Below are 20,205 nucleotides of genomic sequence, written 5' to 3' on the forward strand. Positions count from 1 at the left end.
TGTCCTGCTCAGCTCTGTCCTGCTCAGCTCTGTCCTGCTCAGCTCTGTCCTGCTCGGCCCTGCTCAGCCCCGCCCGAAGGAGTTCGCCATGCAGGTCGCGATCCCGCTCTTCCCCCGCCTGACCGCGCTCGACGCGATCGGTCCCTACGCGGTGCTGCAGCGTGTGCCGGAGCTCGAGGTGGTGTTCGTCGGCGCCGAGCGCGGCGAGGTCCGCACCGAGAACGGGATGCTCGGCCTCACGATCGACGCCACGTTCGCCGAGGTCCCCGACCCCGCGGTCGTGGTCGTCCCGGGCGGGATCGGCAGCCGCGACCACCTCGGCGGCAGCCCGCTCGTCGACTGGTGCGCAGCGTCCACCCCGGTACGCGCGCAACCACCTCCGTCTGCATCGGATCGCTGATCCTCGGCGCGGCCGGGCTGCTCACCGGCCTGCCCGCGACCACGCACTGGGGCGCGGTCGACGTCCTGGCGCGCTTCGGGGCGGAGCCCGTGCGACAGCGCGTGGTGGAGGTGCCGGAGCAGCGGATCATCACCGCCGCCGGGGTCTCGTCCGGCATCGACATGGCGATCCGGCTCGTCGCCCGGCTGGTCGACGACGTCGCCGCCCAGGCGGCGCAGGTCTTCGTCGAGTACGACCCGGAGCCGCCGTACAAGGCGGGCCATCCCGACCAGGTCGGCGAGGAGGTCATGGCGCGGCTCGCGGAGTACCGCGGCGTCCGGTCCTGATCTCCGCCCGTTCCCGCTCGTCCCCGCCCCGAGGGTCCCCGACCCTGACCCCGGCTACCGTCGAAGGAGACGTCATGCCCGTCCGGTCCGTCCCGCTCACCGCCACCCGCCCCCGCACCCGCGCCGAGCTGCGTGCCGTCGTGACCGATCGCCGGTTCCTCCGGAAGTACGCCGAGATGCGCAGGCCGCGCCACCCGCGGGTCACTTCGTCACAGCACGGCCTCGACCGGGAGACCAGCCAGGACGTCGGTGGCGAGGTGCTCCGGCCCCACGCCCTGCACGAGGATCGTTTCGCCGTCGGCGTTGCGCGTCCGGAGCGGCAGGATCTCCTGGTACGCGGGCGAGCGGTACCAGGCCCGGGCCTCCTCGAGTCCGGGGAACGCGATCATCACGAGGTTGCCGGGGAACTCGCCCTCGAGCACCTCCGGCAGGTCGCCGTGGATCACGAAGGTGCCCCCGTAAGGCGCGAGCGTGGCGTCGATCCGCTCCAGGTACTCCACGATTTCGGCGTTCGGGGTGACGCTGCGCAGGTAGGCGACGGCGTAGGCGGTCATGGTCGTTCCTCCTCGGTCCGGCGTGCTGAGCCGTTCTGGCTTGCTGCCCCGTTGTGGCCTGTCGGGCCGTCCCGATGCGCTGGGCCGTCCCATTGCTGGGTCGAGCCTCGCCCGGCCGGCGTCGTCGGTCGACGACGTCGGAGGTAAGGCCGGACTGCACCTCGCCGGACGTGACACGGCCCACCCTTGCTGAGTTCCCTTCTGGAACGCAGACTGAGTTTCGTTGAGGAACCCAGATCGAGGAGGATCCGATGCGGGACGCGGTGATCGTGGAGGCCGTCCGGACACCGGTCGGCAAGGGCAAGCCCGGCGGCGCGTACGCCGAGGTGCACCCGGTGGAGCTGCACGCGCACGCCATCCGGAGTGCCGTGGAGCGGGTGCCGGGCCTGCGCCCGCGCGAGATCGACGACGTCATCGGCGGGGTCGTCGGCCAGGTCGGCGAGCAGAGCGGCAACACCACCCGGTTCGCCGCGCTGGTCGCGGGCCTGCCGGAGTCCGTGCCGGCCACCACCGTCGACCGGCAGTGCGGCAGCAGCCAGCAGGCGTTGTCGTTCGCAGCCCAGGGCGTGATCGCCGGGGCCTACGACGTGGTCGTCGCCTCGGGGGTCGAGTCGATGTCGCACGTACCGATCGGCAGTTCCGGCAACGTCGACGGCGTGCGCGCCGACGTGCACGGACCGTCGATCGCCCGGATCTACCCGGGCGGGCTGATCCCGCAGGGGGTGAGCGCAGAACTGATCGCCCACAAGTGGGGCCTGTCCCGCGCGCAGCTCGACGAGTTCGCGCTGACCAGCCACCGGCGGGCGGCCGCCGCCTGGGAGCAGGGGTTCTTCGCGTCCCAGGTCGCGCCGCTGAAGGTGACGCACGCCGACGGCACGGTCACCCAGCTCGAGCGCGACGAGACGGTCCGTCCCGGCACGACCCTCGAGGCGCTCGCCGGGCTGTGGCCCGCGTTCGCCGACCCCCGCTGGACCGACCGTTTCGGTGACCTCGACTGGAAGGTCACCGCGGGCAACTCGTCGCCGATCAACGACGGGTCCGCCGCCCTCGTCGTCACCACGAGCGAGATCGCCGCGCAGCGCGGCTGGCGGCCGCGGGCGCGGATCCACACGACGACCGTCACCGGCGACGACCCGGTGTTCATGCTGTCCGGGATCATCCCGGCGACGGCGAAGGTCCTGGCCCGCGCCGGGCTCTCGATCGAGGACATCGACGCCTTCGAGGTCAACGAGGCGTTCTCGTCGGTCGTCCTCGCCTGGCTCGCCGAGACCGGGGCGGACCCGGCCAAGGTCAACGTCGACGGCGGCGCCATCGCGATCGGGCACCCGCTCGGCGCGAGCGGGGCCCGGCTCGCGACCACCCTGCTCGGCGTGCTCGAGCGGACCGGCGGCCGCTACGGCCTCCAGACCATGTGCGAGGCGGGCGGCACCGCCAACGCCACCATCATCGAGAGGCTCTGAACGATGGACATCTCCGGCAGCGTTGCGCTGGTCACCGGCGCGAACCGCGGGCTCGGCCGCGAGCTCGCCGTGCAGCTGCTCGACCGCGGCGCCAAGACGGTGTACGCGGGGGTGCGGGACCCGGCGTCCGTCGCGGACGAGCGCCTGGTCGCGGTGCGGCTCGACGTCACCGACCCGGAGTCCGTCCGGCGGGCCGCCGAGTCGCTCGCCGACGTCTCGCTGGTGGTCAACAACGCCGGCCGGGCGGGTGCGGGCTCGCTGCTCACGGCCGACCTCGCGGCGGTGCGGGCCGAGTGGGAGACCAACTTCCTCGGACCGGCGCAGGTGATCAGGGCTTTCGCACCGGTCCTCGCGCGCAACGGCGGCGGCACGGTCGTCGACGTCCTGTCCGTGCTGTCCTGGCTGGCGCTGCCCGCCGCCGGCTCGTACGCGGCGTCGAAGGCGGCGGCGTGGTCGCTGACCAACTCCGTGCGGGCGGAGCTGCGCGGGCAGGGGACGCTCGTCGTCGGGGCGCACATGGGCTACATGGACACCGACATGACCGCGGGCCTCGACGTGGCGAAGATCCCGCCGGCGCAGGTCGCCGCCCGGATCCTCGACGCCCTGGCCGCCGGCGAGGAGGAGGTCCTGGCCGACGCGATCACCCGCGGGGCCAAGGAGCTGCTCGCCGGGCCGCCGGCCGCCCTGACCGGCCCGCGCTGACCGGCTCGGTTCCCGGCAGCGTGCGGGCCGACCACGAGATCACCGCGAGCGTCACACCACGGTCGTCGGCACCGCCGTCCCGTCGCGCTCGCGATGATCTCGAAACCCGCCCCATTCGAAGATCAGCCCGAGCGTCCCAAGAGCGTCGCGCACAGCACCGCACCGCCACAGCCGCAACGATCACGGGGTACTGCCGACCGAACAATGATCGTTGTCAGCGTCACAACAGCGCTGCCGCACACCACACCGTGACACTCGCAGCGATCACGGCGCCGCCGACCCGAGCCATGATCGTCGCCAGCATGACAGGAGCGTCGCCGACAGCACCACCGTCGCACTCAGAACGATCAAGGGCGCCGCTGGCCGACCGGGATTGTCGCCAGCGCCACAGGCGCGTCGCCGGCAACACCACACCGTCACACTCGCAACGATCACGGGCGAGACCGACCCAACCATGATCGCTTCCAGCGGCACCGCAGCGCTGCCGCACCCACCACACCGTCACGCTCGCAACGATCACGGGCGCTGCCCGACCGGCATGATCGTCGTCGGCGCAACACGAGCGTCGCGGGCAGCACCACACCGTGACACTCGGAGCGATCACGGGCGCTGCCGACCCCAACCATGATCGTTACGAGCGCGGCAGGAGCGTCGCCGACAGGACCGCACCGTGGCGCTCGGCGCGATCATGGTCGACGGCTACCAGGCCCGGTCGAGGTCCGCGTGCCGACGGACCCAGGCGTGCATGGTGATCCCGGCGGCGACGCCGGCGTTGATCGAGCGGGTGGAGCCGAACTGGGCGATCGAGACCAGGAGATCGGCGCCGGCCCGGGCCTCCGGGGTGAGGCCCGGGCCCTCCTGCCCGAACAGCAGCACGCACTCCCGTGGCAGGGCGGCGGTCTCCAGCCGCATCGCGCCCTCGGTGTTGTCCGCGGCCACTACCGCCAGCCCGTGCTCGCGGGCGAACGCGAGCAGCCCGGCGACGGTCTCGTGGTGGTGCAGCGTCTGATAGCGGTCGGTGACCATCGCGCCGCGCCGGTTCCATCGCCGTCGTCCGACGACGTGCACCGCGGCCGCGGCGAAGGCGTTGGCCGTGCGTACGACCGTCCCGATGTTGTGGTCGTGGCCGAAGTTCTCGATCGCCACGTGGAAGGGATGCGCCCGCGTCGCCAGCTCGGCGACCACCGCCTCGCGCCGCCAGTACCGGTAGGCGTCGACGACGTTGCGCCGGTCGCCGTGCTCGAGGAGCTCGGGGTCGTAGCGCGGGTCGTCGGGCCACGGCCCCTCCCACGGGCCCACGCCGACCTGCCCCGGCACGGCCCACTCGGTCGCCCCGGCGGCCTCCTCACTCACCGCGCCATCGTCTCGCGCCGCACCCCCGACCCGAGCAGGCGGCCCCGTCGAGCGACGACCCGTCGACCTCGCACCGTCGGTCGCCCAGAGCTCGCGGGGTCAGGAGCTGCGCAGTCCGTACTGGGCGATCTTGCGGTAGACCGTGGCGCGGCTCATCCCGAGCATCTCGGCGGCCTTGGTGACCGTGACGCCGGGCTCGGCGAGGCAACGGGCGATCTCGTCGCGCTCGAGGGTCTCGATCCGGGTGAGCGTGCGGCTGGAACCGCAGAGCACCTCGGGCGCGAGGTGCCGAGCGTCGACGACGTCGCTGCGCGTCACGGCTTCGCGGACCACCCGGCGCAGCTGCTCGACGTTGCCGGGCCAGGAGAAGGTCCGCATCGCCTTGACCGCCGCCGGGGTGAACCGGACCTCCCGCCCGCGGGCCCGGGCGCCGAGATGCTCGGCCAGGGGGAGGACGTCGTCGGGGCGGCGGCGCAGCGGCGGGACCTCGACGACGAGATCGACGAGCCGGGCGAGCGACCCCGGGATCGCCGAGGCCTCCGATGCGGTCATCGCGAGCGACGCGCGCGGCGCGGCCGCGACGATCTCCGCCAGCTCGGTGGCGGCCCACTGGGGGAGCGCGTCGACCCCGCCCGCGATGACGCTCGTCGTCTCCTTGGCCAGCTCGGGCGTCCACAGCGCCAGCCACGCCTCGGCGTCGCGCGGGTCCGGCGGCCGGGCGTTGAGGATCCGGTGGTCGCGGTGCACCGTCCGCAGCGCCGTGCCGAGCAGGGCGGTCTTGCCCGCCCCGGCCTCGCCGACCACGGCGACGACCTGCCCCGCGCGCAGGGCGGCGACCACCTCGTCGGACGCCGCACGCCACGCCCGGCCGAGCGGGGGCGGGGCCTCGGCGCCGCGGTGCGCGGAGTAGACGCGGAAGACCTCGCCGCGCGGGGCCGGCCGGGGCTCGGCGCCGCGGCCGCGGGCGAGCATGAGCGCGGTGGTGTGCCCGGCGGCCATCTGGGCGAGGGCGAGGAGCAGCCCGTCGGACTTGTCCGACCAGGTGGTGAGGTTGACGCTGCCGACGAGCCGCCCGAAGACCGGGTCCATCACCGGCACGGCCGCGCAGGTGTAGCCCCACAGGCCGGTGCAGTAGTGCTCGTCGCCACGGACGAGGGAGGGGGCGCGGTCGGCCAGGGCGAGGCCGAGGCCGGTGGTGCCCGCCTCCCGCTCCGAGAACGCGAAGCCGGGGGCGAGGTAGGTCTTGTCGAGGGCGTCGACCAGCGCCCTCTCGTCGCAGACCCGGCTGAGCACGAGGCCGTCGGCGTCGGTGAGCATCAGGCTGACGGGCTCACCGGCCAGGGTGTCGCGCAGGCCGCGCAGCACCTCGTTGCCGCACTCGGAGAACAGTGACCGGTCGTCGACCTCGCCGGTGAAGGCCGGGTTCACCGCGTCGAGCGGGATCCCGTAGCCCTCGCTGCGCCGCCATGACGCGGACAACCGAGGGGCCACGACGCCGCCGCCCCGACGAATCTCCTCCATGCGCACCTCCTCGAGCGCCGTCTGCCCCTGACTCTGACACAGCGCCCGCTGGTGCCGGTGCGACCCGCGTCTCAGGTTGAGACTCCATTCGCCCCACCGGAGCCCTCCCGCTGCCTAGCGTCGCCGCCACCCGGACACGCCGCCGACGACGAACGGCGCAGGACAGCCAGGAGGACAACGATGTACTCGAAGGACGGGGAGAACTACTTCATCGTCGACGCCCACGTCGCCCTGTGGGACGCCCGACCGGAGAACCAGCGGAACATCCACGGCAAGCAGTTCATCGACTGCTTCTACGACTACCACCGCAACCTCAGCCCGCAGTCCGAGGTCTGGCCCTACGAGGAGTACCTCTACCAGGGCGGCGACCGGCTGATGCACGACCTGTTCGAGATCGGCTACGTCGACCACGCGATCTTCCAGCCCGCGGGGCTCCACGAGTTCTACAACAACGGGTTCGGGCAGACCGAGGAGGCCTTCACGCTCACCGAGGCCAACCCGGACAAGCTCACCTACAACCACTACTGGGACCCGCGGCTCGGCGAGACCGGCCTCAAGCGGCTCCGCGAGGACGCGAAGCGCTTCAACCTCAAGGGCTGCAAGCTCTACACCGCGGAGTGGCACGGTGAGTCGCGCGGCTACAAGCTCGACGACCCGTGGTCCCGCCGGTACCTGGAGACCGCCCAGGAGCTGGGCATCAAGAACATCCACATCCACAAGGGCCCGACGATCCGGCCGCTGGACCGGGACGCGTTCGACGTCGCGGACGTCGACAAGGTCGCCTCGGACTTCACCGAGATGAACTTCGTGGTCGAGCACTGCGGTCTGCCGCGGCTCGAGGACTTCTGCTGGATCGCCACCCAGGAGCCGAACGTGCACGCCGGGCTCGCGGTCGCGATCCCGTTCATGCACACCCGGCCGAAGTACTTCGCGCAGATCATCGGCGAGCTCCTCTACTGGCTCGACGAGGACCGCATCCAGTTCTCCAGCGACTACGCGCTCTGGACCCCGCGCTGGCTGGTCGAGATGTTCGTCGACTTCCAGATCCCGGAGGACATGACCGAGTACGCGCCGCTCACCACCGCGCAGAAGAAGAAGATCCTCGGGCTCAACGCCGCCGCGATGTACGACATCCCGGTCCCCGCCGAGCTGCAGCTCCCGCGCGAGGAGCCGCAGGCCGTGGCGGTGGCCTGATGGCGCCGGCCACCCCCTCCCGGCAGGAGGACGCCTGGCGGGCGCTCGACGCCGTCGTCGACCCCGAGCTCGACGAGCCGATCACGGACCTGAACTTCGTCCGGTCCCTCGACGTGACCGGCGACGACGTCGTGGTCCACCTGCGGCTGCCCACCAGCTTCTGCGCGCCGAACTTCTCGTACCTGATGGCGTCGGACGCCAAGGACGTGCTCACGGCATTGCCGTGGACCCGCCGGGTGGTCGGCGAGCTCGACGACCACCACGACTCCGAGCTCATCAACCGCGGACTGGCCGCCGACGCGGGCTACCGCGGCACCTTCGCCCACGAGGCCGAGCAGGACCTCGAGGAGCTGCGGACGACGTTCCGGCGCAAGGCGCACACCGCCGCCATGGAACGGGTGCTGACCCGGCTGGTGCGGGCGGGGCACCCGGTCGAGGACCTGGGCCGCCTGACGATCGGCGATCTCCCGCTCGACGACGGCACCCGCGCCCTGCTGCGCCGGCGCGCCGCGATCGGGCTGCGGACCGGCGACGACCTGCCGGTGTTCGTCGACCACACCGGCACGCCGTACCCGGAGGTGGAGCTCCCGCTGCAGCTGCGCCTGGCCCGGTCCACCCGGATCTCGATCGAGGGCAACGCCCACTTCTGCCGGGGCCTGCTGGCCACCCGCTACGACCTTCAGGAGAGCGCGTCATGAGAGCGGTCCAGGTGGTGGGGTACCACCGCAACCTCGAGATGACCGACATCCCGGAGCCGACCGTCGTCGAGCCCTACGACGTCGTCGTGAAGATCGGCGGCGCCGGGGTGTGCCGCACGGATCTGCACATTCTCGAGGGGCAGTGGGCCGAGAAGTCGCAGGTCACGCTGCCGTACACGATCGGCCACGAGAACGCGGGCTGGGTGGCGGCGGTCGGCTCCGCGGTGACGAACGTGGCCGAGGGCGACAAGGTGATCGTGCACCCCCTGATCACCTGCGGCCTCTGCCGGGCCTGCCGGTCCGGCGACGACGTGCACTGCACGCAGTCGCAGTTCCCCGGCATCGACACGAACGGCGGGTACGCCGAGTACCTGCGGACGTCGGCCCGCAGCGTCGTCAAGCTCGACGACGCGCTGGAGCCGGCCGACGTCGCCGCGCTCGCCGACGCCGGCCTCACCGCGTACCACGCGGCGGCCAAGGCGGCCCGGCGGCTGGGCCCGCGCGACACCTGCGTGGTGATCGGCGCCGGCGGGCTGGGGCACATCGGCATCCAGGTGCTCAAGGCGTCGACCCCGGCCCGGATCGTGGTCGTCGACCGGAACCCGGATGCGGTGAAGCTGGCCGAGTCCATCGGGGCGGACCTCGGGGTCGTCGCCGACGGCGGGCACGTCGACCACGTGCTGGAGCTGACCAGGGGTGCGGGCGCCGAGGTCGTCGTCGACTTCGTCGGCGAGGGCGGCAGCACGGCCGAGGGCATCCGGATGACCAAGCAGGCCGGCGACTACCACGTGGTCGGGTACGGCGAGAACGTCGACGTCCCGACCATCGACCTGATCTCGGCCGAGAAGAACATCGTGGGCAACCTGGTCGGCAGCTACAACGACCTGTGCGACCTGATGGAGCTGGCCGCGCGGGGCCTGGTCACGCTGCACACCCAGCGCTTCGAGCTCGACGACTTCCAGCAGGCGATCGACGACCTCGACGCCGGCCGGGTCCGCGGCCGGGCGATCCTCGTCCCCTGAACTGAACCGTCCGCACTATGGAACCATGATGCGGTTTCCCGCCCGGATTCCTCGCATTATGGTTCCATAGCGCGCTCCCGCCCGACCTCATTTCGCATTATGGCTCCATAATTCGAGTTCGGGGCGGAAGGCAGTGCCGCCCACTCCGCGAAGGTGGTCGCCTTCGCGCCCGTCACCAGGATCGTCATCGCAACCCCCGCACATCCCGGTACAGCGTGCGGAAAACTGCATCAGTACGCCGTACGGAGTTCCGGGCGAAAGGAACGCCGGCCCGCGGGAGGGGTCCGCGGGCCGGCGTTCGGCGGGGTGCGTGCGGCTACGGGGTCGGCGAGGGTGCCGTGGCGGCCGCGGAGCTGCCTTCCTCCCGGTCCCGGACCGCGGGCAGCGCCAGCCGGATCGGCGCGTGGGCGCGGTGCGCCCCGGCCGCGGCGGCGTGGTACTCCTCGAGCTGGGCCAGGAAGTCCGGGTCGGCGTAGATGCGGCCGTCGACCGTCGGGCCCTCGCGCCCGGTCAGGACCGCCTCGACGTCGTCGCCGGTCAGTGTCTTGTGCGTCTCCAGCGCGTGCGCGATGGCGAGCACCGACGAGCGGTTCTCGGTGAGGATCTCCTCCGCCCGGTCGAGCAGGCCGCCGAGGTGGTCCTCGATCCGGTCGGCGAGCGCCCGGCGGAGCACCTCCTCGGCGCTGCCGTTCTTGCCCGGGGCGCCCTTGCCGCCACCCGGGGCCCCGACCTCGAGCCGCCGGGCCGAGGAGTACGACGACACCGTCGACCCCATGCCCCAGAAGCCCTCCATGAACGAGGCGACCGTGGTCGCCGACTCGAGGTCGCCGGAGACGCCCGACGAGCTGTCGCCGTCGAAGAACATCCGCTCGCCCGCCAGCGAGGCGAGGGAGACGAGGATGTCCGCCTCGTACTCCGAACGCCACCGGGTGAACTGGTCCTCCGGCGGGATGCTCGCGACCATGCCCAGGTAGTCGCTGCCCTTCTCGATCGTCGCCAGGTCGATCTCCATGTGCTCGCGCACCCGGAAGGCGACGACGGCGTGGCAGCCCTCGTGCACGGCGACGGCGTGCCGCTCGCGCTCGATGTACTCGACGTCCTCGGGTGGCCCGAGCTCCTTCAGCTGCTTGGCCCGCATCATGTCGCGGTAGGTGATGACCTCGCGGCCGTCCCGGATCGCGGTGATCAGGGCCTCGTTGACCAGGTCCTTGATCGTCGCGCCGGTGGCGTACGGCGTGATCGTCGCGAGCTTGTCGAGATGCTCGTCCGTGATCTCGTGCGGCACCTTGTCCAGGTAGCCCTGGTAGGTGCGGATCCGGCCGGCCTTCGACGGGTAGCCCACCCGGTAGATCCGGTCGATGCGGCCCGGCCGCAGGAGCGCCTCGTCGAGCGACTCGGGCATGTTCGTGGCCATCATGACCAGGATCCGGTACTTGGGCGGCGGCTTCGGCCGCATGCCCAGCGCCCGCCGGCCCCACCGGTTGAGCAGGCCGCGCGGCTTCTTCAGCCCGGACAGCTCGGTGAGCAGCGCCTGCAGCGTGCCCATGCCGCCGCCACCGCCGCCGCCGTTCATGCCGCCCATGACGAACCGGCTGCGCGGCTCCTCCACCGGCGGCCCCGAGGCCATCGACTCGCGGAACAGCATCGACTGCGTGTCCCGGGACAGGTAGGAGAAGCCGTGGCAGCCGCTGCCGTGGAAGGGCGGCGGCGCGAAGCCGCGCGGGCCCCCGCCCGGGCCGGTGACGGCGAGCGAGCCGCGGTTGCCCAGCGCGTCGGCCTCGTCGAAGAAGACGATGACGCCGCCGTAGCGCAGCGAGAGCTTGCGCAGCTTCCGGAACAGCGACTTCACCTTGAGGATGCCGACGCCCATGAACATGTTGATGAAGGCACCGGGGTCGACGAAGACGTAGGGCTTGCCGGTCTCGCCCGCCACGGCCTCGGCCATCAGCGTCTTGCCGGTGCCGGGAGGGCCCCACAGCAGGAGGCCGCCGGGGACGTAGCCGCCCTTGGCCTCGATCTCGTCCGGCTTCTCCAGGAACATGATGTTCTCGCGGATCCGCTGGACCACGTGGTCCTGGCCCCAGACGTCGGTGAACCGGGTCTTGATGTCGTCCGGGTAGTAGGTGTCCACGCCGCCCCGGGAGAGCAGCCAGAACAGCCCGATGAACTGGAACGCGATGAAGAAGAACGCGAAGGCCAGCTGGAAGATGAACGGTAGCGCCTGCCAGATGAGCGCCGGCGCCTGGAAGATCGCGAGGAAGGGCGAGGTGCCCAGGGCCGCGCCGGCGACCAGGGCGATCAGCACGACCAGCAGCGCGATCTTGATGATGCGGGAGAGCCGGAAGCGGGTCCAGTCCGAGAAGCGCCGCTTGAGCGCCCGGTCCGTGCCGCCGAAGACCTTCCGTGTCCAGAAGACGTGGTAGGCCGACCACCGCTCGGAGAGGAAGTAGTGGATCTGCCGCAGCAGCTCCAGCCCGGCGAGCCACAGCAGCCACTGCGACTCGACGGTCTCGATGCGGAACGCGTCGGAGAAGGTCATCAGCGGGTTGTCCGCGACCTGCGACCACACGATCACCAGGAAGGCGACGACGAACAGCAGCAGCAGCTTGCCGCGGTCCCACAGCGACAACTTCCGGCGCCGCGGCTCGAACTGCTCCGGCGGCGGTTCGTGGTGCACGGGCTGCTCGGGCGGCGGTCCCTCCGGGCGGCCCGGCTCCCGGGGGTTCACCGGGTCGTCGGTGATGGTCATGGGCCCTCCCGAACCGTGAACGAGGTGACGACGCCGTCGATCTCGGACTGCCGCTTCTCGAAGCAGTCGGCCGAGCAGCGGGCCAGCGCGAGATACAGTTTGCTGGCGTCGTCGTTGAGGTAGCCGGTCTGGTCGAAGATCTGCGGCTCACCGCCGTTGACCCGGTAGGAGTACACCGAGTGCACGCCGCGGATCCCGTCGCCGGGGGTGAGCACCTGATCGCCGAGCAGGGTGAAGCCGGTCAGCCCGCTCTGCTGCCCACCCAGCTGCATGGTCTGCCGCGCCGTGTCCGACACCGGGTAGACGAAGTCCCGGACCGTGTCGAGCGAGATCTGCCCCCGCGACTTCTCGGGGATGGCCTGGACCGTCACCAGGATCGCCGGCGAGTCGGCCGACTGGCCGATGATGTGGCTCAGCGACGGCTTCGCGTCGGAGTCGTACGCCTGGATCCACACCCCCTGGCTGGAGTCCTTCGCGGGCTCGACGCCGAGCTGGCTCTCCACCTCGGCCGGGTCGACCTGCTTCCACGACGTCGGCACCTTGAGATAGGTACGATCGGCGGAGTTGGTGACGTAGGTCCAGGACGGCGCCCCGCAGCCGGCGAGGAGCGCGACCACCAACCCCGTCGCCAGCAATATCGGTGCGAGCAGCGCGGGTCCACGCCGTGCCCGGCGCCCCGCTCGTCCTGCCATGGAAGCCCTCCCCCACCGTGACTCTTCCGTGACCTTCGAGTATGCGGCACGGAACGCCCCCGACACTGCACCGTTCAGGCACCGTTCGAGTTGCGTCGGCGTTTCCCGCCGACCGCAGTGTGACCTCTGCGCCCGTGCGGAGTCACGCTAGGGGCGGCGGGGTCAACGGCAGGTGAGGGGGCCGGCACCCGGAGCGCGCCGCGCGTCCTGCGCCGTGCGGACACGGTCGGTCTGCGAGCGGTGGCGGTGGGCGACCGTCCGGCACAGCCGGGGCCCGAATCTGAGGGGGTTGCTCGGCGTTCGGAGCAATTGTCGGGGCGTTCGGATCATTTTCGCGCCCGTCGCCGACCGCCGGGCCCGCCCCGGACGCCGCCGCCCGGTGGGACCTTAAGCTTCCGTACCCCTCGGGCGAGGCTTGCCTACCGTCCTTCGCCGTGGACAGGACGACGGTCTCGGAGGCCCCCGCGGCGGGCGCCCGCACGGCATGGGTGACGGCACTGCTCGCGGTGCTGGCCGGCCCCGCGCTGGTGCACCTGCTGACCTCCGAACCCATGGGCATGTGGCGGCAGCTGTCGTCCGTCACCGGGCTGGTGGCCCTGTCCGCGCTCGTCTGCACCGCCGCGCTGCCCTCCCGGCTGCGCGGGCTGACCCGCGCCTTCGGCATCGAGACGGTCGTCGGGCTGCACCGCCAGCTCGGCATCCTCTCCGCGGTCCTCATCGCGGTGCACCTGGGGGCCGTCGTCGCGGCCAACCCCACCCAGGTCGCGCTCCTGAACCTCGTGAGCGCGCCGAACCGGGCCCGCGCGGCCGTCGCCGCCACGGTGTCGATCGCGCTGCTGATCGTACTGGCGGTGTGGAAGCGCAAGGTCAACCTCCGCTACGAGGTCTGGCGCTGGCTGCACCTCATGCTGGCGGTGTTCGTGCTCGGCGGCACCGCGCTGCACGTGCTGTGGCTGCAGCACCTGGTCCTCGACGCCGTGATGGGCCCGATCCTCGCCGCGCTCGGCGTCCTCGTCGTGGTCGTGTTCGCGATGCGGTGGTGGGGCCGGGCGGTGCTCGACGGCGGGGAGTTCCTCGTGCAGGCGGTGCGGGCCGAGAACCCGACCGTGACCACGCTGGTGCTCTCCCCGCGCGAGGGCCGCGAGGGCCTGCGGTTCTCGCCCGGCCAGTTCGCCTGGGTGCGGCTGCAGCGCTCGGCGGTGGAGGAGCACCCCTTCACCATCGCCAGCAGCGCCCACGACCCGCGGTACACCGAGTTCACCATCCGCGGCACGGGCGACTTCGCCACCGGGGTGCGCGACCTGCGGCCCGGCGAGTCGGTGTGGGTGGACGGCCCGTACGGCTCGTTCACCTGCGACGACGTCCCGGCGGCCGGGCTGGTCCTGGTCGCCGGCGGGGTGGGCATCACGCCGATGATGAGCATGCTGCGCACCGCGGCCGACCGCGGCGACCAGCGGCCCCACCGGTTGATCTACGTCGCCCGGGACACCGGTGACCTGCTGTTCCGCGACGAGCTCGCGATGCTGCGCCGCTACCTCGACCTCGAGGTCACCGAGGTCCTGCGCCGCCCCTCGGCGACATGGACGGGGGCGACCGGCGAGATCGACGTGGCGCTGCTGAGCAGCGTCCTGCGCACCCTCGACCTTGGCGCGCGCAACGACTACTTCCTCTGCGGGCCGCCCTCGATGGTGTCGGACGTGCACGGCGCACTGACCGTCATGGGCGTGGCCGACGACCGGATCCACACCGAGCAGTTCGACATGGTCTGACCCCCGATCCCCGCCGGCCGGTGCCGTCCGGCGGACCCACCCGCACAGAGCAGGCGGTCGGTCCCCTCCGGGCCTACGACCGCTCCGCACGCTCCGCTCCCCACCAACCGTCGCTCCGCACGCTCCGCTCCACCCGGTCACGCTCCCCCTCGCGGCCGGCACGCACCCGCTCCCCACGGGCCGCTCCCCGAAAGGTCCCCCGATGTTGCACCGCATCCCGCGCTCCGTGCGCTGGGTCCTGCTCGTCGCCGTCCTCGGCGCCGTCACGGTGTCCGTCCTGCAGTCCTGGACGTCCGCCGCGCCCGGCACCGGCGGCTGGCAGCAGACCCAGTGGGGCCCGCTCGGGCCCGCCGACCGCGACCTCCTGATCAAGGTCCGGCAGGCCGGCCTGTGGGAGCTGCCGACGGGGCAGCAGATGGCCCAGCAGGCCACGAACCAGCAGGTGCGCGAGACCGGTCAGCACCTCGCCGAGCAGCACGCCGTGCTCGACCAGATCGACCGCGACGTCTCGGACAAGCTCGGTGTGCAGCTGCCGAGCCGGGCCACCGATCAGCAGATCGGCTGGATGAACCAGATCACGAACACGACCGGCACGGACTACGACAAGACCGCCGTCCAGCTGCTCCGGCAGGCCCACGGCATCGTCCTGCCGGTCATCGCGGATGTGCGGGTCGGCACCCGCAACGAGCTCGTCCGCCAGTTCGCCGACACCGCGTTCCAGTACGTGACCGGGCACATCGCGATGCTGGAGGCCACCGGCCTCGTCGACTACTCGGCCCTGCCCGCGGCGCCCTCGCCCGGCCTGCTGAGCGGCGCCACGTCGCCCGCCGACATGATCGTCCCGGCGATCGTCTTCGTCGCCTGTGCCGCGGCCGCGATCGGCCTCCTGGTCACCCTGCGCCGGGGCAAGAAGAAGAAGGCGCCGGCCGCCACCGGGCCCGCCACGGGCAGCCAGCTCGCGGCCCTGCACTCCGCGCCGGTGCTCACCATCCCGTCCCCGCGGGAGGAGTCGTCGGGCAGACGCGGCAAGCGTGCCCCGCTGCCGGTGGGCGGCGCCGCGCAGCCCTCGGGCGCGACCTCGACCGGTGGCCACCGCGCCCGGCGGCGCGGCTCCCAGGGCTCGCACAGCGGCGGGCTGCGGGTCGACGACTCCGGCGGCTTCCGCGTCGACGACTCGGGCGCCTTCCGCCGCGCCGACACCGGCGGCTACCGCCCGACCCGCGCCGACACCGGCGGGCACCGGGTGCGGAACGCCGCCGACTCCGGCGGCTACCCGGTCGCCGGCACCGCGACGGCCGTCAGCGACTCCGGCGGCTATCCCTCCGTCTCCGACACGGGCTCGCACCGGCGCCGCCGCAGCGGCGACTCCGGCGGGTTCCGCTTCGACGACCTGCTCGGTTCCGACCGGGCCGGCACGACCGGCGGCCACCGCGTGCCGCGCACGACCGACACCGGCGGCCACCGGCTCGACGAGTACGACCAGGCCGCCCGCGCCCCCCGATCCGCGACCCGAGGAATGGCCCCCTGATGGCAACCCGGACCGACACCTCAGACATCCCCGAGACCCCCCGCGTCGGGCGCACCGCCCGGTCCACCCGGCTGCGGCGCGTCCTGCTGACGACCGCGGCCGCCGCCATGCTCGTCGTCCCGACGGCCTGCGGGTACGCCGCCGCCGCCGACCGGATCTCCACCGGTGGCAGCGGCGGGCACGGCGCCCACGCCGCCGCGCCGGTCGCGGACCGGGAGGACCAGCAGGACACGGCCGCCGCCGACGGCACCGCCGGCAACACCGCCGGGACGGACGAGACCGCCGCCGACACCCAGCAGCAGGGCCGCGGCGGGCAGAACCGCGCCGACCAGGCGAACGCGAACGCGCGCAACGGGCAGGCCAACGGCAACGACCAGGGCAACGGGAACGCGAACGGCCAGGCCGCCCAGGGCAACGATCAGGCCGCCGGCGGCGAGAAGATCAACGGCCTCGACGTCCTCGCCCGCGACTGCTCGAAGAGCAACCTGCCCCCGCACGACGGCTTCCAGAAGGGCGACCGCTGCGTCTCCACGGCGTTCGGCGAGGTGGGCGACGCGAACCAGAACCCCTCCCTGCTCATCACGAAGTTCCCGCAGCAGGTGCAGGCGAACCAGCCCTTCAGCATCGACGTGACCACCCGCAACCTGAAGCGCGACCGGTTCCTCGGCGCCGCGGCGGGCGGCTACTACCTGGAGAGCTCGCTGCTCGACGACAAGGGCATCCAGCGCGGCCACTTCCACACGGCCTGCCGGATGATCTCGCTCGACGCGGCGCCGGCACCGGGCGACAAGCCGGCCTTCTTCGTGGCCACCCAGGACAACAAGGGCGGCGCGGGCCAGAGCACGGTGACCATCGACGTCACCGGCCTGCCGAAGGGCACCGCCCAGTGCAGCTCGTGGGCCGGCGACGGCTCGCACCGCATCCCGATGATGGAGCGGGCCGACCAGACCCCGGCCTTCGACTCGGTCCGGATCCGGGTGGTCTGACCCCGGCGGGGGCCAGCTTCCGGCCCCCGTCCGGCCCGGGGACCCGGTACGACGGCCGGGAATGGGGCGGGGCGGGCGGGGGTCGGGACCAGGAGGCTCTAGGCCTAGAGCCCCAGGTCGGCGAGGCCGAGGAGCGCGCGGTACGGCGCGCCCTCGGCCTCGATCGCTTCCCGGGCCCCGGTCGCGCGGTCGACCACGGTCGCCACGCCGACGACGGTGGCCCCGGCCTCCCGCACCGCACGGACGGCCTGCAGCACCGAGCCCCCGGTCGTGGACGTGTCCTCGACGACGAGCACCGGCCGGCCCGTGCTGTCCGGGCCCTCGATCAGCCGCTGCAGCCCGTGCTCCTTGGTCGACTTGCGGACCACGAACGCGTCGACGGGCGGCACCCCGGGATCGGCAGCCCGCTCCGCGGCGGCGGCGTGCAGCACGGCGTCGGCCACCGGGTCGGCACCGAGGGTCAGCCCGCCGACGGCGCTGTAGCCCCAGTCCGCGGTCAGCGTGCGCAGCAGCCGGCCGACCAGCGGCGCGGCCTCGTGGTGCAGCGTGACCCGGCGCAGGTCGACGTAGTAGTCGGCCTCGCGGCCGGATGCCAGCGTGACCTTCCCGTGCACGACCCCGTGCTCGCGCACGAGCTCGGCCAGCCGCAGCCGGTCGGTGTCGTCGGTGGGGTCGGTGTCTGTGCTCATCCCTCGCTCATTCCTCAGCGTTCCCGGTCGAAGGTGGCGACCAGCCGGCGGACCACGCGGCGCGGCAGCACGCCCACCACCGACGAGATCGCCTTGTACTGCAGGCTCGGGACGGACACGACGCGGCCGTCGGCCAGGTCGGCGAGGCAGTCGTCGACCACCCGGGCGGCGTCGAGCCACAGCGGCCCGGTGCGCGCACCGACGTCGATCCCGGCCCGCTCGTGGAACTCCGTGCGGACGAACCCGGGGCACAGCGCGAGCGCGCGCACCCCCGTGCCCGCCAGCGACGCGGCCACGCCCTCGGTGAACGCGGTGACCCACGCCTTGTCGGCGGTGTAGGTCGAGCCGCTGCCCGGCAGGAACCCCGCCACGCTCGAGACGTTGACGATCGCGCCGCGGCCCCGGTCGACCATCCCCGGCACGACCGCACGGGTCAGCTGCAGCACCGCGGTGACGTTGAGGTCGTGCTGCTTCTGCAGGTCCTCGGCCGAGGTGGCGAGGAAGCTCCCGCGCTGGCCCATCCCGGCGTTGTTGACCAGCAGGTCCACCGGCGAACGGTCGGGGTCGGCGAGCCGGCGGACGACGCGGGCGCGCTCGTCGGGACCGGTCAGGTCGGCGGGCAGGACCTCCACCGAGACACCCGCCTCGCGGTACCGCGCGGCCGCCTCCTCGAGGCGCTCGACGGTACGGGCCACGAGCACGAGGTCGCGCCCCTCGGCGGCGAGCCGGTCGGCGAACGCGGCACCGATGCCGGAGGTGGCGCCGGTGATCAGGACGGAGGGCACGCGGGCGACAGTAGTCGGCCCGGCGGCCGGACTCAGCTGCCCGTGGTGTGGCGTGTGCCGTCGAGCGCGTTCTCGAGGGCGGTCGCGACCTCGGCGAGGTCGGCGAGCAGGTCCTGCCCGCGCTCCGGCGAGACGTCGACCGGCGCCGCGGCGAGGACCCAGGTGTCCTCGGCCCAGAGCAGCTCGATGTCGTCGCCCACCGCGTCGGCGGCGTCGGCCACGCGCGCGGTGAGCAGCGGGCGGATGGCCTCGGCGTCGGAGACGAAGGAGTAGCGCTCGCCCACCGGCTCGAGCAGGTCCAGCCCCGCGCCGTCCGCCTCGGGCAGCGGGGCCGACGGCAGCCGCAGCTCGACGGCCGCGGGCAGGGCCTCGCGCAGCTGCACGGCCACCACGACGGCGTTGACCCGGCCCTGCTGCTCGTGGTCGAAGAGGTATCCCTGCCGGCCGCCCTCGGGGGTGGGGACGCTGCCACTGGCCAGGTTGCGGGCGATGCCGGGGCCGCCGTTCTGCACGGTCCCGTAGCGCCAGCGGCTCGGCAGCACCGGATCGCTGTCGAGGTACTCCCAGTCGTGCAGGGCGGCCCAGCGCCTCCGGTCGCGTACGCCGGACTCCCCGGCCCCGCCGCGCCGGCGGTCGGTGAGGAGTAGCGCGGCACCGGCGAGCAGCGCGACCACGGCGATCACGAACCAGACCCACGACGGAAGTCCCACGTGCCGACCCTAGCGCCGCAAGCCCGGAACGTGCGGGAACGCCACGATCACCCGTCCGGGGAAGACGGTCGAACGTGGCCGGACGGGCGCCGAACGGTGGGCGGGGCAGCACATCGGACGATGGTCACGGAGGCCGCGCCGCCCAGCCGGCCCGCACCCCGTCGGTCTTCGCGCCCTCCTTGCCTGTCTCGACGACGGCGTCGCGGCCGAGTCCGAGCAGCACGTCGCCTCCGCCGCCCAGCGGTTCCAGCGCCCGGCCGGCGGCGGGCACCGCGTAGCGCCGCGCGGTCTGGGTGAGCGAGGCGAGCAGCGCGCCCAGGCCCGCCCGCGCCTCGTCCAGCCAGGCCAGCAGGGCCCGGACGCCCCCGGCGATCCGGGCGGCGAGGGTCGCGGCCTCGCCGACCGCGGACGCGACGGCGAGCGGGGTGAGCGCACCGGCGCTCGCGACGGCCGCGAGCGCCCAGCGGGCGAGGTCCCAGAGGAACCCGGCGACCGTGTCGCGGATCAGCGCACGCTCGGCGCCGATCGTCGCCCCGGCCTCCAGCAGGCGGTCGGCCACGGCCGCGCAGTCGGTGGCGAGGGCGCTCAGCGCCGCCGCGTCACGGGCGGCCGCGGCACGGGCCGCGTCGGCTGCCGATCCGGTCCAGCCCCCGAGCTCCGGACGACGCCGCGCGGCCGCCTCCGCCGCCACGGCCTGCGCCCCGCGGTGCCAGTCCGTGGCTCGCGCGACGATCTCGGCCGGGTTGCCCGCGAGCCGGTCGAGGGGCTCGCGCAGGAACCCGACGTGCTCGATCAGCGCGCCGATCCCGGCGGTCGCGAGCTCCCCGAACGGGTCCGCGACGAAGCCGAGCGCGTCGAGCCCGACGCCCGCGGCGGTCCACGCCAGGGCGGCCGGATCGGCCCGGTCCGCCCCGGCCGCGTCCGCGAGGTCGGCCACGCTCGACGCGAGACCGGCACCGTCGAACGTCCCCGGCTCCTGGGCCGCGGTGGGGACGAAGGGCGGGGTGGGGACGAAGGCCGGCGCGGGCGCGGCGGGTGCGGGCGCGGCGGGTGCGGGCGCGGCGGGT

At 73.2% G+C, this 20,205-nt stretch carries 16 protein-coding genes and 2 pseudogenes; 9 read left to right on the plus strand and 9 right to left on the minus strand.

Annotated features, from left to right (window positions below; translation table 11 throughout):
* Positions 1-88: 88 nt before the first annotated feature.
* Positions 89-726: pseudogene (locus LWC33_RS32305) on the plus strand (DJ-1/PfpI family protein).
* Between the two features lie 209 nt (positions 727-935).
* Here LWC33_RS32305 and LWC33_RS32310 read toward each other — a convergent pair.
* Positions 936-1,280, minus strand: coding sequence for a DUF1330 domain-containing protein (locus LWC33_RS32310; protein WP_233308506.1), 345 nt, complete (start codon positions 1,278-1,280; stop codon positions 936-938).
* 251 nt (positions 1,281-1,531) lie between these two features.
* On the opposite strand from LWC33_RS32310, the gene LWC33_RS32315 reads away from it, so the two are divergent.
* Both LWC33_RS32315 and LWC33_RS32320 read left to right on the plus strand, forming a co-directional pair.
* A complete protein-coding gene (locus LWC33_RS32315) occupies positions 1,532-2,740 on the plus strand; it encodes a thiolase family protein (RefSeq protein ID WP_233308507.1) in 1,209 nt (402 codons plus the stop codon).
* 3 nt (positions 2,741-2,743) lie between these two features.
* Positions 2,744-3,442 carry an SDR family oxidoreductase gene (locus tag LWC33_RS32320; protein WP_233308508.1) on the plus strand — a complete coding sequence of 233 codons (699 nt, stop codon included), beginning with the start codon at positions 2,744-2,746 and terminating at the stop codon, positions 3,440-3,442.
* 699 nt (positions 3,443-4,141) lie between these two features.
* On the opposite strand, the gene LWC33_RS32325 is transcribed toward LWC33_RS32320, so the two are convergent.
* Positions 4,142-4,795, minus strand: coding sequence for a TrmH family RNA methyltransferase (locus LWC33_RS32325; RefSeq protein ID WP_233308509.1), 654 nt, complete (start codon positions 4,793-4,795; stop codon positions 4,142-4,144).
* Between the two features lie 99 nt (positions 4,796-4,894).
* Positions 4,895-6,316: an AAA-type ATPase lid domain-containing protein gene (locus LWC33_RS32330; RefSeq protein WP_233308510.1), complete on the minus strand. Its 1,422-nt coding sequence runs from the start codon at positions 6,314-6,316 to the stop codon at positions 4,895-4,897.
* Between the two features lie 180 nt (positions 6,317-6,496).
* Between LWC33_RS32330 and LWC33_RS32335 the strand changes: the two genes are divergently transcribed.
* The 3 genes from LWC33_RS32335 to LWC33_RS32345 are packed head-to-tail and all read left to right on the plus strand — an operon-like array spanning position 6,497 to position 9,230.
* A complete protein-coding gene (locus LWC33_RS32335; protein WP_233308511.1) occupies positions 6,497-7,510 on the plus strand; it encodes an amidohydrolase family protein in 1,014 nt (337 codons plus the stop codon).
* A complete protein-coding gene (locus LWC33_RS32340) occupies positions 7,510-8,208 on the plus strand; it encodes an iron-sulfur cluster assembly protein (RefSeq protein ID WP_233308512.1) in 699 nt (232 codons plus the stop codon). Before LWC33_RS32335 ends, LWC33_RS32340 begins: the two co-directional genes overlap by 1 nt.
* The gene (locus tag LWC33_RS32345; RefSeq protein WP_233308513.1) at positions 8,205-9,230 is read left to right on the plus strand and encodes an NAD(P)-dependent alcohol dehydrogenase; all 1,026 of its coding nucleotides are present in this window, start codon (positions 8,205-8,207) and stop codon (positions 9,228-9,230) included. Before LWC33_RS32340 ends, LWC33_RS32345 begins: the two co-directional genes overlap by 4 nt.
* A 316-nt stretch (positions 9,231-9,546) precedes the next feature.
* Here the strand turns inward: LWC33_RS32345 and LWC33_RS32350 are convergent, their stop codons facing one another.
* Both LWC33_RS32350 and LWC33_RS32355 read right to left on the minus strand, forming a co-directional pair.
* Positions 9,547-11,979 (minus strand): AAA family ATPase, encoded by a 2,433-nt coding sequence (locus LWC33_RS32350; protein WP_233308514.1) that lies wholly within the window; start codon positions 11,977-11,979, stop codon positions 9,547-9,549.
* Positions 11,976-12,671, minus strand: coding sequence for a hypothetical protein (locus LWC33_RS32355; protein ID WP_233308515.1), 696 nt, complete (start codon positions 12,669-12,671; stop codon positions 11,976-11,978). Before LWC33_RS32355 ends, LWC33_RS32350 begins: the two co-directional genes overlap by 4 nt.
* 434 nt (positions 12,672-13,105) lie before the next feature.
* Between LWC33_RS32355 and LWC33_RS32360 the strand changes: the two genes are divergently transcribed.
* From LWC33_RS32360 to LWC33_RS32370, 3 genes are all read left to right on the plus strand, one after another.
* Positions 13,106-14,440: a ferredoxin reductase family protein gene (locus tag LWC33_RS32360; protein WP_233308516.1), complete on the plus strand. Its 1,335-nt coding sequence runs from the start codon at positions 13,106-13,108 to the stop codon at positions 14,438-14,440.
* A 202-nt stretch (positions 14,441-14,642) separates the two neighbouring features.
* Positions 14,643-15,968: a DUF4142 domain-containing protein gene (locus tag LWC33_RS32365; RefSeq protein WP_233308517.1), complete on the plus strand. Its 1,326-nt coding sequence runs from the start codon at positions 14,643-14,645 to the stop codon at positions 15,966-15,968.
* A complete protein-coding gene (locus LWC33_RS32370; protein ID WP_233308518.1) occupies positions 15,968-16,954 on the plus strand; it encodes a hypothetical protein in 987 nt (328 codons plus the stop codon). The genes LWC33_RS32365 and LWC33_RS32370 overlap by 1 nt, the downstream gene beginning before the upstream one ends.
* Before the next feature lie 104 nt (positions 16,955-17,058).
* On the opposite strand, the gene pyrE is transcribed toward LWC33_RS32370, so the two are convergent.
* From pyrE to LWC33_RS32390, 4 genes and pseudogenes are all read right to left on the minus strand, one after another.
* Complete coding sequence (gene pyrE, locus LWC33_RS32375; protein ID WP_233308519.1) at positions 17,059-17,643, minus strand: orotate phosphoribosyltransferase; 585 nt, start codon at positions 17,641-17,643, stop codon at positions 17,059-17,061.
* Between the two features lie 14 nt (positions 17,644-17,657).
* Positions 17,658-18,428: an SDR family NAD(P)-dependent oxidoreductase gene (locus tag LWC33_RS32380; protein ID WP_233308520.1), complete on the minus strand. Its 771-nt coding sequence runs from the start codon at positions 18,426-18,428 to the stop codon at positions 17,658-17,660.
* A 32-nt stretch (positions 18,429-18,460) separates the two neighbouring features.
* Entirely contained in the window at positions 18,461-19,138 is a 678-nt protein-coding gene (locus tag LWC33_RS32385) for a TtfA family protein (protein WP_233308521.1), read from the minus strand.
* A 124-nt stretch (positions 19,139-19,262) separates the two neighbouring features.
* A pseudogene (locus LWC33_RS32390) lies at positions 19,263-20,205 on the minus strand (hypothetical protein); the annotation flags it as partial.

It is taken from the genome of Pseudonocardia terrae (assembly GCF_021343995.1).
GTDB classification, from domain to species: Bacteria; Actinomycetota; Actinomycetes; order Mycobacteriales; family Pseudonocardiaceae; genus Pseudonocardia; species Pseudonocardia terrae.